The organism is Veillonellaceae bacterium, from assembly GCA_025992895.1.
Lineage (GTDB): Bacteria > Bacillota > Negativicutes > Veillonellales > Dialisteraceae > Dialister.
In genome coordinates this window covers 710,960-726,288 of sequence record DAJPGA010000001.1, presented here as the reverse complement: position 1 = coordinate 726,288, position 15,329 = coordinate 710,960, and the positions used below count along the sequence as shown (strand labels likewise).

14 protein-coding genes are annotated in these 15,329 nt (G+C 51.0%); all 14 read right to left on the bottom strand.

The annotated features are described in order from the left end of the window. Window positions 1–8: 8 nt before the first annotated feature. Entirely contained in the window at window positions 9–260 is a 252-nt protein-coding gene (gene atpE / locus OIM03_02955) for a F0F1 ATP synthase subunit C (protein HJI73233.1), read from the bottom strand. 132 nt (window positions 261–392) lie between these two features. Then, complete coding sequence (gene atpB / locus OIM03_02950; GenBank protein HJI73232.1) at window positions 393–1,055, bottom strand: F0F1 ATP synthase subunit A; 663 nt, start codon at window positions 1,053–1,055, stop codon at window positions 393–395. 43 nt (window positions 1,056–1,098) lie between these two features. Then, a complete protein-coding gene (locus OIM03_02945; GenBank protein HJI73231.1) occupies window positions 1,099–1,482 on the bottom strand; it encodes a hypothetical protein in 384 nt (127 codons plus the stop codon). Window positions 1,483–1,489: 7 nt separating this feature from the next. After that, the gene (locus OIM03_02940) at window positions 1,490–1,726 is read right to left on the bottom strand and encodes an AtpZ/AtpI family protein (GenBank protein HJI73230.1); all 237 of its coding nucleotides are present in this window, start codon (window positions 1,724–1,726) and stop codon (window positions 1,490–1,492) included. An 88-nt stretch (window positions 1,727–1,814) separates the two neighbouring features. After that, the gene (gene wecB / locus OIM03_02935; GenBank protein ID HJI73229.1) at window positions 1,815–2,972 is read right to left on the bottom strand and encodes a UDP-N-acetylglucosamine 2-epimerase (non-hydrolyzing); all 1,158 of its coding nucleotides are present in this window, start codon (window positions 2,970–2,972) and stop codon (window positions 1,815–1,817) included. Between the two features lie 34 nt (window positions 2,973–3,006). Next, on the bottom strand, window positions 3,007–4,119 hold the full coding sequence (locus OIM03_02930) for an undecaprenyl/decaprenyl-phosphate alpha-N-acetylglucosaminyl 1-phosphate transferase (protein ID HJI73228.1): 1,113 nt from the start codon (window positions 4,117–4,119) through the stop codon (window positions 3,007–3,009). A 1,033-nt stretch (window positions 4,120–5,152) separates the two neighbouring features. Beyond that, window positions 5,153–5,890, bottom strand: a complete 738-nt coding sequence (locus tag OIM03_02925; protein ID HJI73227.1) for a gamma-glutamyl-gamma-aminobutyrate hydrolase family protein — start codon at window positions 5,888–5,890, stop codon at window positions 5,153–5,155. A gap of 126 nt (window positions 5,891–6,016) precedes the next feature. Then, complete coding sequence (locus OIM03_02920; GenBank protein HJI73226.1) at window positions 6,017–6,487, bottom strand: MarR family transcriptional regulator; 471 nt, start codon at window positions 6,485–6,487, stop codon at window positions 6,017–6,019. Between the two features lie 187 nt (window positions 6,488–6,674). Beyond that, complete coding sequence (locus OIM03_02915) at window positions 6,675–7,157, bottom strand: hypothetical protein (protein ID HJI73225.1); 483 nt, start codon at window positions 7,155–7,157, stop codon at window positions 6,675–6,677. Between the two features lie 281 nt (window positions 7,158–7,438). Further along, complete coding sequence (locus tag OIM03_02910) at window positions 7,439–7,930, bottom strand: GNAT family N-acetyltransferase (GenBank protein ID HJI73224.1); 492 nt, start codon at window positions 7,928–7,930, stop codon at window positions 7,439–7,441. A 143-nt stretch (window positions 7,931–8,073) separates the two neighbouring features. Further along, window positions 8,074–11,169: an efflux RND transporter permease subunit gene (locus tag OIM03_02905; protein ID HJI73223.1), complete on the bottom strand. Its 3,096-nt coding sequence runs from the start codon at window positions 11,167–11,169 to the stop codon at window positions 8,074–8,076. Between the two features lie 81 nt (window positions 11,170–11,250). Next, on the bottom strand, window positions 11,251–12,306 hold the full coding sequence (locus OIM03_02900) for an efflux RND transporter periplasmic adaptor subunit (GenBank protein ID HJI73222.1): 1,056 nt from the start codon (window positions 12,304–12,306) through the stop codon (window positions 11,251–11,253). 408 nt (window positions 12,307–12,714) lie between these two features. After that, window positions 12,715–14,709 (bottom strand): ATP-dependent zinc metalloprotease FtsH, encoded by a 1,995-nt coding sequence (ftsH, locus tag OIM03_02895; protein HJI73221.1) that lies wholly within the window; start codon window positions 14,707–14,709, stop codon window positions 12,715–12,717. Continuing rightward, window positions 14,702–15,262 (bottom strand): TetR/AcrR family transcriptional regulator, encoded by a 561-nt coding sequence (locus tag OIM03_02890; GenBank protein HJI73220.1) that lies wholly within the window; start codon window positions 15,260–15,262, stop codon window positions 14,702–14,704. The genes ftsH and OIM03_02890 overlap by 8 nt, the downstream gene beginning before the upstream one ends. Window positions 15,263–15,329: the final 67 nt, after the last annotated feature.

Here is a 15,329-nt window from a genome sequence, read left to right as displayed (position 1 = left end):
ATGAATTATCATCCAAGGAATGGGTTAGCGAATACGAGGACAATAGCGATGACGATAGCGATAATCGGAATAGATTCGATCAGACCGATAGCAACGAGCATGTTGGTGAACAGGGAGCCTGCCATTTCAGGCTGGCGGGTCATGCCGTCAAGAGCGGAGCTTGCTGCACGGGAGTCAGAGAATGCTGCTGCAATAGATGCGCATCCAGAGATGATTGCTGCTGCAATAAGAGAATACTGAACGATAATGGCCTGTTCCATAATGATTAATTCCTCCTGAGGATAATTTGAATTTTCCGGGTCATCCGGATGATTTTAAGTACCGTTTGGACGGACGGCGCCGTGTTAAACAAAATAGGTACCGGTTTACGCAGACGGCGCTGCCATGGACGATCACAAACTATGTTTCAGATACACAGAAGACAATGTCGTGAAAATATACGCCTGTACGCACCCTACAAAGACGCTGAATGCGATCCAGATGATCGGTATGAGCCAGGGGCACAGAGCGTACAGCAGTTCCAAAAGAATTTCGCCGGCCAGAATATTGCCGAATAGACGCATAGCCAGTGTAACTGGTCTTGCGATTTCTTCTACCAAATTGATGAAGACGAATACGGGGAACGGTTCAAAGAAGTGCTTGATCCATTTCCCAACGCCTTGATTGGCAATAAACAGGACGTGAATGAGGAGCGTGACTGCCAGCGCCAGTCCCAGTGTCGTATTGATATCACTGGTCGGTGATGCTGTCAGATGTTCCGTCGGCAGAAGCCCGAGCTGGTTAGCTGTCAAGATGAACAGGAACAGCGTCAGCAGAGCCGGCACGACTTGTCTGTACTTAGGTCCTACGTTCTTTTCGAACTGGGAAAGCAGGCCCTCAACAAGAATTTCAACGCAGTTCTGAATTCCGGTCGGGACCAGTCTCTTTCCGCGGGATGCGGCAAAGACAACAAGGAAAACAATGAGTGCAGTCAGCCATGTTGTAAAAATGGTGTCCATGTTGACCTGCATCCCAAGCAACTGTTGTACAGCATGCGTACCTGTATGAAGATGCATAATCTCACCCCCTCTCTCTTACTGGAATGTCAAGAAAAAACAGTTATTCCTTAATAGCACTGGCGATCCGCTCCCAATAGGTTGCAGCCACCAGTGATAGTAAGCCAGCTAAAAAGCCTAAAATGTTCAGCGGCGTGAATACCACGACGAGAACACAAAGCAGGATTTCAATGAAAAACCGGCCGGAAGCAAATCCCGCGATGCGGCGGCCGATGAATAAGTTATCTCTGCCGGTTTCTGTCCAGAAGAGATACATTTTTCTAAGAAACAGGAAAAAGGCAGCGTGAAAAAGAGCCGCCAGCGAAAAAGCGACACTAACCCGCCACCCCCAGATCAACTGAGTGACGATCCCGCCAACAGCGGCGAGAACCAGCAGAAGATATGTAATTTTCTTTGTGTAATCCGGAAATGCAGAATCACAGTTCATTTTCAGTTTATTTCCCCAGCATCTGTTTCACGACGGACCAGAGTCCGCTGGCGGCACCTACAATGGACAGAACAATCAATCTGAAGGGCTTCGTGCCAAAATACTCATCACATTTAAGCCCAAGCCAGACGCCCACGCCGATCGACGACAGCAGTGTGAATCCGGCGCCCGTAGCTACAGCTATACTATGGAGAGCATCAAAATCAGAAACAGGTTTGTTTTTCTTTTTCGGCTTCTCATCCATATTCGCTCCGGAACGGGATTATCTCATAAAATTGCGCCCCTTCAGTAATGAACAAGACGCAAAAAATTATTTATACTGTTTCAGTATATCATAATGATTCTTTATTGGCTATAAATTTCATAGGTTTTTTGTCGCTGATTCTTTCCTTCCAAAGTAAATAATCAACGATGCGTGCTGCAGATTTGCCGTCGCCATATGGATTGACGGCTTCTGCCATTGCTTTGTATTCTTTTTCATCGGTAAGAAGCTTGTACGCCGTCTGGAATACTTTTTCCTCATCCGTACCGACTAAGCGGACAGTGCCTGCTTCGACGGCTTCAGGTCTTTCGGTCGTGTCGCGAAGGACAAGGACCGGTTTCCCGAGGCTCGGCGCCTCTTCCTGGATTCCGCCGGAATCGGTGAGGACGATGGCCGCGCGCGCCATGAGGTTTGTGAATGGTTCATATTCCATCGGGTCGACGAGATGGATGCCCGGAACGCCTTCGAGTTCTTCGGAAACAGCTTCGCGTACGAGCGGATTCCTGTGGACCGGGAAGACGACTTCGGTATTCGGCACGGATTCCACAAGGCGGCGGAGCGCTCTGTAGACATGGTGCATCGGGTCGCCCAGGTTTTCTCTTCTGTGCGTCGTCACAAGGATGACTCTCTTGTGTTCTTCGATGGCTTCAATTTCCGGATCTTCGAAATGGTAATCCTTCTTGACGGTCGTAAGGAGCGCATCGATGACGGTATTGCCTGTTACGAAAATGGAATCATCGTTCTTGTTTTCACGAAGAAGGTTATGACGGGCTGTTTCCGTCGGTGCGAAGTTCACATTAGCAAGGACGCCTGTCAGCTGGCGGTTCGCTTCTTCGGGGAATGGGGAAAGAAGATTCCCTGTACGCAGGCCCGCTTCGACGTGTCCGATGCGGATCTGCTGGTAGAAAGCGGCAAGAGCGGCCGTGAAGGTCGTCGTCGTGTCGCCGTGGACAAGGACGTAATCCGGTTTTTCCTTCTTCAGTACATCTTCCAGACCGCGGAGGACGCGGGCGGTGATGTCATAAAGAGACTGTCCGCTCTTCATGATGTCGAGATCATAGTCGACAGGCAGTCCGAAAAGGTCGACGACCTGATCGAGCATTTCCCTGTGCTGGGCGGTCAGGCAGACCTTGGTATCAATTTCTTCATGCTTCAGCAGTTCCCTGACAACGGGTGCCATCTTGATGGCTTCCGGTCTTGTGCCGAATATCGTCATTACCTTTAACATATCCCTTATCTCCCTTGATTCCGGTCTCCCGGATTTATTTCAGCGCCGGTTTTTCTTCCGGCCCTTTCGACTTGGATTCTTTATCCTTTTCTTCCTTTTCCTTCTTCATTTTCATCTGGTAAGGAGAAGGAACGATTTCCTTCATGACCCCGAGTTTCCTCGCCCAGAGGATGAAGAGGATGAGTGCAGCTGCCACGATGGCAAGTCCTGCCCAGAGGCTCAGGTGAATGACAACGAGAGCAATGCAGGAGAAGAAGGCGGTCAGCGCGTACATGATGAGGACGACCTGCTTCTGGTTGAGGCCCTTGGCAAGGAGCCTGTGATGCAGGTGGTTCTTATCCGGTGAGAAAATCGGAACGCCGCTGCTCTTCCTGCGGACGATGGCAAGAAGCGTATCCGTGATCGGCACGGCAAGCGCAACGAGCGGAACGATCAGGACGGCAGCCGCCGCTGTTTTCATAGATCCCATGACGGAAACGGCCGCAATGATGTATCCCAGAAACATCGAACCCGTATCTCCCATGAAGATCTTAGCCGGATTGAAGTTGTACTGCAGGAATGCAAGGCATGCGCCGGTCATGGCGACCATGGCTGCCGCTGCTGTCCACTGTCCCATCTGGAAAGCAAGAAGGGCGATGGCAATGGATGCGATCGTCGCAATCCCGGCAGCAAGGCCATCGAGCCCGTCGATCAGGTTCACCGTATTGATGAAGCCGATGATCCAGAAAATCGTAAGCGGGATGGAAATGACAGCCGGCAGGTAGACGATGCCGTGCCATGGCACATTGATCCAGTCAATATTGATGTTGAAAATCACGACAGGAATCGCTGCCGCAATGATCTGCCCCAGAAGCTTGACCTTCGGGCGCAGGGAAACGACGTCGTCCGCAATGCCGACAATGATCAGGAACGTGGCACCGGCCATGATGCCGACCATCTCATACGTAAAACCAATCGTCGTAATCGCAGAGACCATGAAGCCCGCATAAATCGCAAGGCCTCCGAGCCGGGGTACCAGCCCGTGATGCACCTTCCTGGCGTCAGGCTTGTCTACGGCTCCGATGCGGATGGCGAAGTTCTTCACGACAGGCGTCAGTACGAACGTGACGGCAAGCGCGACAAGAAACGTGAACGCATAAGCGAACAACGTAACACCTCCTAAAAAAAGACATTTCAAGTCCATTCTACCACAGAGCGCGGTCAAGAGAAATGAGTAAAGCATACGCTTTTTAAATTTCTTTTCCGAAAAAGACAGAGAACATCGGATTTTATTTGCCTTTTCTCATATTCGCCAACGCCGTTTCTCCGATAGAATCATAGCACGCAATGTAATTTTGATAATTCTTATCAAATTCTAATTGAAATATATTTTCAAAATTGAAACTTATATGATATACTCTCTTTGAAGGCAAATCCGGATGTACGGATCCTGATTTGTCCTCACAATTAGCAGCCTCTTATAACTCTCACGTAAGAGGTTCACTCCTTATATCCCTTTTCCTTTGTTTTATTTTGAGGACCGGCGCGAACCGGTCCTCTTTTTCTTTGTCCTGAAAGTTGATGAATCCTTCATCCCATAACCTCCCCGTCATTATTTTCGTTTTCTGATTGATGAAAGCGGACTTTCTTTAAAAGCGGACTTTCTTTATTTATTATTATCTACTAATTATTATCTACTATATATAATATAATAAAGCAGGGATGTAAAGGAAATGAAAAAGGGCTGCAGCAGAATGTGCAATCATCCTGCTGCGGCCCTTTTTATGCTGGTCTATTTCCTTAGAGGATATCAACACATATATATTTGTGCTGGATGAAAACCACAAAACCTCGCTGACGCTCGCGGAACCTTTTTGCATTTTAAAGTCCAATGCATAATCAACCCTCTTTTAGAAAATTCACCTCTTTCGGCCCGTACAAAACAATTGAGCCAGTACCGATATTAATATAGAGTCAATCGGTATACGATCCACTTTCTCCTAACGGAGACAGCTTCACAAGGAATAAAAGAAAGAGCTCAACCTTATTTGTTTGAAACCTTTCGTAAATCCCCCTCCCCCCCTTTCGGCGCATTCGCGCCACTTTCCCCTAACGGGGACAGCTTCCCGCAGGCTGATGGATATTTCAATACAAAAAGGGCAGTGACGATATGCTTGCACATTTCGTCACTGCCCTTTCTTTTATTCTTCTATGCCCATATGTTTCAGGACTCTGTCCATGAAGGCGCGGAAGAGGGGATCCATGGTTTCCGGGTCCATGTTTTCCGGATGCCACTGGACGGCGGCAATGAGGTCGACTTCTTCGCTCTCGACGGCTTCGATGACGCCGTCTCTTGTCCTTGCGGCCGGGCGGAGGCCCTGGGCGAGTTTCTTGATGCCTTCTCTGTGGCGGGAGTTGACGTAGAGGCCCTCGCCTAAGATTTCCATCAGTCTTGTATCCTTTTCAACTTCGATATAGTGCGTCGCGATATTTCCAGGTGCCTTCTGCATGTGCTGGATAAAGGCGCCTGAATTCTGCGACTGCATGTCCTGCCAGAGCGTGCCGCCCAGAGCGACGTTCAGGATCTGCAGGCCGCGGCAGATGCCAAGGATTGGTTTTCCTGCCTTGATGCATGCCTGTATGAGGTCGATTTCGAACTGGTCTCTCTTCTCATACGTCGGCCCGATGCTCCAGATCGGATCTTCATGGTAGAAGCGCGGCGTCGGATTCGGGCCGCCGGGAAGGACGAGCGCATCGAATGTGCCGATGAGTTCTTCTGCTTCGGCATAGTCATTGTATGGAAGGATCACAGGAAGGAATCCATTGCGTCCCAGCGCGTCGATCAAAGGCCTCGGCGCATAGTCTGCCATTTTCTGATTGATTGGCTTCATTTCAGCCAGAAGTGTATCGGCCGTAACGGCCACGATTGGTTTTCTCATTGTAACCTCCGTTCCCTTATAGGGGGCTTTTCCGTTCATTATACAGCAAAACGAAGAAAATGAAACTACATCTTGAGCAATAAAAAAGGATGCACCACATCGTGTGCATCCCTTTCTCGCTTCTTATCAAACCATATCCAGATTTTTCATAATCTGTCCAAGAACGCCTTTGAAAACTTTCAAATCGCTCTCGGATACGCCTTCGTAGAAGGACTGGTCGAGTGTCTTGGCAGCCTGCAGGCTTGCCTTTTCGACCTGTTTTGCCTTCTCGGTCATGTACAGTCTGTACTTTCTTGCATCTTCCGGCACGCGTTCCTTGCGGATCAGACCGTTGTCGATCATGGATTTGACCATGACAGTAATGGTCGGATTCGTCAGGTGAAGATGTTCTTCCAGCGTCTTCTGGGTGACGACATCTTTTTCATGCGTGGAAAGGTAAGCGATAATCAGTGACTGACGTGCGGTCAGGCCGAACTTCTTCATGATGCCCGACTGACGGAGAAGCATACGCTTGTGCGCCTGCCCCAGGTTGTAAGTCAGCCCCAGCTTGTCGCTGTTGTCCAGATCTTCCGCTCTTAAATGAATCTGTTTCTTCATAGCTCTCACCCTGTCGATTATTGATTAACGCTCCATAAGGATAGGTATCCGGTCATGCGTCCTGGTTCATAGTCATGCAACTCATTCTTAAAAAACAATTGCAATTATTATACTACGATCCCCCGAATTAGAAAAGGCGGATTTCACGATTGTCATGAAGTCCCCTGTCACCGGGCCCGGCTTTTTGTCAGGCATTCCAAGATAATTCTATGGGATCCGAGGCAACGGGAAGACCGCCTTCCGTAACGGTCCACCGGTCATCGCGGCCGATTTCAGCGGAATACTCATGTTCACCCATGCGAATCTGAAAATAAACACGTCCATTCGATTCTCTTCTGTAGACGGAGAACCGGTGATTCGTGACGCGGCAGCTTCCCTGCCAGACGACGTTCATGTTCTGCCGGATGATCAGAAACATCCTCGCGCCTTCTGTGTACTCATGAAATTCCGTCAGACGGCCGAAACCGTCATTAAAGAAAAACGTAGTCTCCTGCTTTCCCGTCCCGTCTTCTGTGAAGAGTGAACGAGTGCTGAATTCCTGATTTCCTTTTTCTTCCAGATCGTAAGCGGAATGAGCAATCACTGCCCTGTCCCCCGCCGCTTCTGCCTGCGTCCCGGCTGCTGCCAGGCCAAGTATTAGCACGATGCTCCATACACAACGAAATTTCATGCGTACCTCCTGCATGATTGGTATATAAGTATTCTGTATATATTATAAAACATCGAACGCGCTATAGGAAGAAAAATATACGATTTATTCACAGCGGATAAAAACCGCCAAAACATAGCTATCTATTATATGTTTCACGTTTTCTTGTAGCGGGGTATAGATTGGTTTTATACTATTTGAAATCCTTTTGCACGCGATATCCTGCATCTTGCCCTTTGATCGTTGACAAATTTAATTTTTCCTAAATTGAGTTATTGTCAACACGGTCAATTCTTATATTCTCAAAAGGTGAGACGCATCTGGTACCAGGTGACATTCCCGTGGGAGGAGTTTGATTTCCCCTCATTTTTAAATCCGAACTTTGCGTAATAGTGAATGAGCTCCTCTTTGCAGGTGAGGACGACTCCCTTCCTGCCTTGTTTTTCCGCGTCTTCCTTCATGGCTTCGATGAGGCGGCCGGCAAGCCCGAGCCTGCGATAGGACGGGAGCGTATTCAGCCCGAATATCATCTGCCAGTCTCCCTCTTCATCATGGAGGGAGGCATCGGCATACATCTCATCCCGGAGGTCTTTCTCATTTGTCACCATACCGTCAATGAAGCCGGTCAAAATTCCATCCGCATAAAGAAGGAAGAAATGGGAAGGATAGACGGAAAGGCGTGCAGCGATTTCTTCAGCCGTGGCAGCTTCTGCCGGCGGAAAGCATGCAGCCTCAACGCCCGCTAAATCCGCGGCATCGTCTATTTTCCCTTTTCTTATCATGATTTCCATCATTCATAACCTCCACCAAACATTAATACATCTCGTATTATAGGTATGTATTCAGATACCCCACGGGTTATAATATACGTTTCATTTATATTATATAAAATTTTATTATTTTTATTATATCGCTTATGCGTTTTTGCTATTAAAAATCATCTATTTTGTGTTTTTTGATTTGTACTTTCGTCACTCAAATTTCTCCTTGTGTGACGTTCTGTCAAAAGGTAAATCAATGGCACGACGACGAGTGTCAGAAGTGTCGAGGTTGTAAGACCGCCGATCAGGACGACGCCCATGGACTGGCGGAGCTCTGCGCCGGCGCCAAGGCCGAGGGCTACGGGGAGCATGCCGAGGATGGTCGAGAGTGTTGTCATGCAGATCGGACGAAGACGGAGCGAGCATGCTTCAAGGATGGCAGACTTCACGTCCTTGCCCCTGTCTCTTGCCTGGTTGGCATAGTCGACAAGGAGTATGGCGTTCTTCGTGACAAGACCGAGCAGCATCGTGAAGCCGATGAGGGACATCATGTTTGCTGTCTGATTGGCCAGAAGGAGCGCAAGCACCGCACCGATGACCGCGAAGGGAAGACTCATCATGATGACGAGCGGCTGGCGGAAGCTTTCAAATTCCGCGCCAAGCACCATGTAAATGAGGATGATGGCAAGGATGACGGCTTTTGCAATTTCCTTGAAGACGCGGCCCATCATGTCCGAGTCGCCAATCAGCTTGTAATTGTAGCCGATCTCCATATTCATATCCGGAATGATCTTGTTCTGGATTTCACTCAGCAGTTCGCCGGAAGAAATGCCGGCAGCATTCGCATAAACAGCAATCTGTCTCTGGCGTCCCTCGCGGTCGATACGGGTCGGACCCGAAGACAGCGTTACATCAGCAATATCGCCCAGGCGGACAAAGGTGCCGTTCGTCGTAGAGACGCGAAGGTTCTGCACATCGGAAAGCGTCCTTCTGTCGTCCTTTCCCATTTGGAGGATGATATCGTAATCATCGTTTCCGATCGTGTAGGAATGGCTCGTGCTCTTGCCCTGGAAAGCATACTGCACGACTTTGCCGACTTCCGTATTATCGAGGCCCAGCTGGCTTGCCTTGAGCTGGTTCAGGCGGACGACGATTTCAGGCTCTGGCGAGATGCCGACGACTTCGACATCCGTTGCACCCGGCACCTGACGGATGCGTTCAGCAAGATCGTTCGCATACCCTGTCAGTTTCTTCAGGTCGCTTCCGCGAAGGCCGATCTGGACAGGACGCGGATCATTGCGGCCGCCCTGGTTTGTGACGACGCCGACCTGCATCGTGCCGATATCCGAGAATTTCTTTCGAAGGTCTGCCATGATTTCCGTCATGGAACGGTCTCTTTCATCGAGCGGCTTCAGCTTGATATTGATGCCGCCTTCATTGACAGGCGTTCTTGTGCCGCCCAGCCACATAGAGGAAACGCGGACTTCCGGTTCTTCCAGAATCGTTTCTTCCAGAGGCTTGGACCATTCCTCCATCTGGAGAAGGCCCACGCCCGGAGGCGCTTTCAAGTTGACGCGGAATTCGCCCGAATCATAGACAGGCTGCAGCTCAGTCCCTACGAACGGGATGAGGAGCAGGTTGAAACCAAGCGTTGCCACGGCAATGAGGACGATCTTCCACGGGCGCTCGACGGCATACACCATGAAACGGTTATAGACAAGACGGATTCTTTCAAATCCGAAATTGAACTTGCGAAGGATTGTGCTGACGATTTTGGGACGTCCCTTGGCATTTACATCAGGAAGCTTCAGCCAGTAGGCGGAGAGCATCGGTGTCAGCGTATAGGCGCAGATCGTCGAGAAGACGACAGCGCAGGCAACTGTCAGCCCGAACTGCTTGAAGTACTGCCCGATTGTCTCACCCATGCTGCCGATCGGCACGAATACCGCCAGAAGGGACATGGATGTGGCAAGAATGGCCAGCATCAGTTCCTTCGTCGCATCGGCAGACGCAATCTTCGGCCGCTTGCCGAGCTCCATATGGCGGAAAATATTTTCAACAAGAACGATGGCATCGTCGATCAAAAAGCCCACAGCGAGCGAAAGACCCATGAGGGACATATTGTTCATCGTGAAATCGAGCGTCCGCATCAGGAAGAAGGTCGAGATGACGGACACAGGAATGGCGAGGCCGCCGATGATCGTCGCGCGAAGGTCTCCCAGGAAGAGGTACGTAATGAGAAGTGCCAGGAACCCGCCGAAAATGATCGTGTTCCATACATCCCCTACGTTCTCGCGGATGAAGCGGGACTGGTCATTGATGATATTGACCTTGATATCCGGAGGCAGATCGCTCTTTTCAATGGAAGAGAGCTCTTCATTGACACTGTCGATGACATTGACCGTATTCGTCCTCGACTGCTTCCTGACAGACATGAGGACAGACGGCACGCCGTTCGTGCGGGAGTACGTTTCCTCGTCTTCCCAAGCATCTTCGACATCAGCGACATCGGTCAGGTAGACCGGCTTGCCATTGATATTGGCTACGACGATGTTCTTGAAATCATCGATCGTATTGAGTTTGCCCATCGTGCGGACGGTGATCGTATTATGATCGTCGCGGATCTTGCCGCCCGGGGTATTGAGATTTGCATTATTGACTTTAGTTAAGATTGTCTGGAAGGAAATGCCGTATGCTTTGAGCTTTTCCGAATTGACATGCACCTTCACCGCACGGTCGGAGGCGCCATGGACATTGACATCAGCCACGCCCTCGACCATCTGCAGGCGGTCGACGACGGAATCATTCAGGAGGCGGCGGATTTCCCCCGTGCTCCTTGTATCAGAGGAAAAGGAATATGTTGCGACAGGGCTCGATGCCGAATCGAAACGCGCAACGACCGGTTCATCGATGTCGTCAGGCAGACGTTTCCTCACGCCGGCCACTTTTTCGCGCACTTCGGACGCCATCTGTCTCGGATCCGTACCAATCTCAAATTCCAGCACCGTCTGGGAGTATCCTTCGCGGATGGTGCTGGTGATCGTCTTGATGCCAGAGACCTGGCTGATGCGGTTTTCTATGGGTTTGGTGACGAGCGTCTCCATTTCCTCCGGCGCCGTGCCTTCATAGGTGACGGTGACGGCGACGAGCGGGAGATCGACGTCCGGATAGAGGTCGACGCCAAGCTTCGGGTACGACCACAGCCCGAATACCACGAAGACCAGGATGAACATGGTCGTGAATACGGGCCTGTTGATGAATGTCTCGATCATAGGCTCCCCCTGAAATCAGCCTTCGCCTGATACTTTGACCTGGCCGCCTTCCTTGAACTTATTCTGTCCCCCCGTGATGACCTAGTCCTTCTCTGAAAGACCCGACAGCACTTCGACAAGATTCTCTCCAATGTAGCCCGTCGTGATGACCTTTCTCACGGCGCGGCCGTCTTCAATGACGTAGACTGTCCTCTGGTCGTCTCTCATGACGATCGCAGACATCGGAATCGTCAGCGCATTGTCCTTCGGATTCGCCGTGAGCGTCGTATCGGCATACACGCCGCCGCGGAGCCTTCCGTCTGAATTGTCCACGGACACTTCCGCTTCAAACGTACGGGCCGGGAGCGTCGCCACCGGGCTGATCCTTGTGATGATGCCCTGGACCGTCTTGTTCTCTCCGCTCATGGACGGGATATGGATTTCTACAGGATTTCCGACAGCAATGCTCTGGACGTACCCTTCCGGCACGTCGATCTTGGCAAGGAGCGTCGAAATATCTGCAATCTGGAAAAGGGCTGTGCCGACCTTGGCATAGTAGCCTTCCTGGTAGTACCGTTTCTGGATGATGCCCGGACGGGGCGTCGTGACTCTCGTGCCGCCTGCCTGGGAATCTGCGGAATTCAGATTTCCCTGTGCTGCATCCAGCTTGCCCTTCGCATTCTCTAAGGCAAACTGCTTGTTGTCGAGGCTTTCCTTGGAAATAGCGCCTGCCGCATAGAGCTTCGTATAACGCGCAAGGTCTGCCTGCGCTTTTTCATAATCCGTCTTTGCATCCGCGTAGAGCCCCTTGGCATTGAGGAGCGATGCATCCGTATCCGTCCGGTCAAGGATGGCAAGGACCTCGCCCGCACTGACGGCGTCGCCTTCATTGACGAGCACCTGTTCAATGCGTCCGTCCACCTTGGCGGCGACATCCGCCTGCCAGACAGGATCAAGCGTCCCTGAGAAGCGGAACTTCGGGACGATCGTCTTCCGCTCAGGATAAGCTGCCGTCACGACAGCAACCTTCTCCTTGCCACTTCGGTTCGCCTCGGCTTTCTTCGCCTGTATATTCGCCCAGACACGCCAGCCGATCAGCGCCAGAATGACCGCGCACACGATGAGCGCAATCGTTGTCTTCTTATTCTTAAAGTCCATGGTCATGCCTCCAGTCAAAAGGCAGCAGCCCGGAGCTGCGAATGCATCAGTTTTATTTATTGTACTATACAAGCCCCTTCTTCCATAGAAGGAAATAGAAATTATTCTACAAAATTTCCATGAAAAAAAGAGGAGGTGGCAAAATCCAGATAAATACTGATTGCTCTTCCTCGAGCGCAGCGAGGTTTAAGGGTGTCAGAGCTCGCCCCGTAAAAGGAGCTGGCGGCGGAGCCGTCTGAGGAGGTTCATTTCTTCAAGGCAAAGCCTTGGTTGCATGGTTTTCAGATAATCCAAATGTATATCTTTGTTATGCAATCCCCTAATGAAATCATCCAATAAAAAAGGGCTGTGGCAAAATGATTGTACATTTTGCCACAGCCTCTTCTATTTATCGTTTAATCAGCTTCGTTACCTCTCCAAATTAAGGGGCGGCACGTTCTTGACTGGCTGGGGAGCACCCGGTGCCGGAGTATCCTCTTTGGGAGCTTCAGCGGACGGGGCTGCCGGAGCAGATGGAGCAGACGGAGCGGAAGGAGCGGATGGCGCACTGCCATTTCCTTCAGATGCTTTTCTCTGTTCTTCTACGATACCCATGAACTGTTCGCCAGTGATGGTTTCCTTTTCATACAGGAATTTCGCAAGAGCGTCGAGTGTTCTTCTGTTGTTTTCCAGAATCTGGACAGCCTTTTCATACTGCTTCTTAATGAGGGCAGATACGGCTTTGTCGATTCTTGCCTGGGTTTCAGGCGAGCATGCGAGTGTCGTGTCTCCGCCGAGGTACTGGTTCGTGACGGTTTCCATAGCGACCATGCCGAATTCATCACTCATACCGAAGCGTGTGATCATGGCTCTGGCAAGGCGGGTGGCCTTTTCGATATCGTTGGAAGCGCCGCTTGTGGATGTATGGAATACGACTTCTTCAGCTGCGCGGCCGCCGGTCAGGGTAGCGATCTGGTTTTCCATTTCTTCCTTGCTCATGAGGTAATGGTTGCCTTCTTCGACCTGCATCGTGTAGCCGAGAGCGCCGCTCGTACGAGGAATGATCGTGATCTTCTGGACAGGAGCGGAATGTGTCTGCATGGCAGCCACGAGAGCGTGGCCGATTTCATGGTAGGAAACGACGCATTTTTCCTTGTCTGTCAGGATCGCATGCTTCTTCTGGTAGCCTGCAATGACGACTTCGATGGATTCTTCCATGTCTTCCTGCGTTGCGACTTTTCTGTGGTCGCGGACAGCACGGAGGGCTGCTTCGTTCACGATGTTCGCAAGCTCAGCGCCGGAGGCACCGGAAGCCATGCGTGCTACTTTGTTGTAATCAATATTCGGAGCTGTCTTGATCTTTGCTGCATGGACCTTGAGGATTTCCACACGGCCCTGAAGGTCTGGGAGAACGACCGGCACCTGACGGTCGAAACGGCCCGGACGGGTCAGTGCGGGATCGAGAGATTCCGGACGGTTTGTTGCCGCCAGAATGATGACGCCTGTGTCTTCTTCGAAGCCGTCCATCTCGGTCAGGAGCTGGTTCAGCGTCTGTTCACGTTCATCATTGCCGCCGATGGAGGTCGCGCCTCTCTTCTGGCCGATGGCATCGATTTCATCAATGAATACGATGCATGGTGCTTTCTCCTTCGCCTGCTTGAAGAGGTCTCTGACCTTGGCTGCGCCCATGCCGACGAACATTTCTACGAATTCAGAACCGGAAATGGAGAAGAACGGTACGTTCGATTCCCCTGCGACTGCCTTGGCCAGCATGGTCTTGCCTGTGCCTGGCGGTCCGACGAGGAGGATGCCCTTCGGCATCTTTGCGCCGATTTCCTTGTACTTGGTCGGATTGTGGAGGTATTCAACAACTTCCTTCAATCCTTCCTTCGCTTCATCTTCACCGGCTACATCAGCAAAGCGGATGCCGTCTGTCGGCTTGACGAAGATCTTCGCATTGGATTTGCCGAGGCCGAACTGCATGGCTCCCGGTCCGCCTCCCATGTTCTTCATGAGACGCTTATTCATGTACTGGCCGATCCAGAAGAAAATCAGGATCGGGAGTACCCAGCTGAGCAGGATGGAAAGGATCGGGTTCATCTTGTCCACGATCTGTCCGGTGAATGTGACGCCGGAATCGTGCAGACGGCTGACGAGCTGCGGGTCATTCATGAGAGCTGTCTTGTAAGTCTGCTTCGTGTCGCCCTTTTCCGTAAAGAGGATCTGGTCCTCATCCACTTCGACCTTATCGATCTTCTTCTCATCCGTCAGGTTCATGAATGTCGAGTAGTCGACTTCCTTCACCTGCTGTTCACGCCATGCAGGCATGACCGCGGAGTTGAACAGAATCACCAGAAGAAAGATGATGACGTAGTACATCAGGACTGGTTTCTTCGGTGATTTCACCTCATTCATATTATTCATGGCTTTCCTTCTTTCCTTTACCTTCCACACCGGACAGGAATATTGTCTCCCAATAATCCGCCATCATCGCCGAAGCAATCCGGCCCCGGCTTTCTGCTTCAAACAAAGCGGCCATCTCGCCGCCGAAAATTTCCGCCATCACAGCGGCCGGCACATCGACGCGGAATTCTCCGCGCTGCTGGCCCTTCAGGAAAAATGCTCTCATCCTGTCGTCATACGCACAGCGGCATGTGTCCACGCAGCTGTCGCCAAGAAGAGCCGAGCGGCAGAGGAACATCAGGTACTCGCGGTTGTCGCAGCACCAGCGCATCATTTCCGAAAGCGCATCGCGGCTCGTGATATCCTTCTCCGTAATGGCAAAAAGGCCTTCGACGACCTCTTCAGCCCTTTCCGTCAGGATTTCTTCTAAATGGTCTTTGGATGAATACACCCTGTAGAATGTCGCTTTGCTGATCCCGGCTGCCGCAGCCAGATCCCTGGCGGAGCCTCCCGGTTTCGTACAGAGCGCGGAAGCCAGCTTCTTCAATTCGTTTTCTCTGGTCCCCGTTTCCATAAAACACCTCTCTCATTTGCAACTATGCTGTATCAAATAAGACACTTCGGTCTTAGATGAGACAATC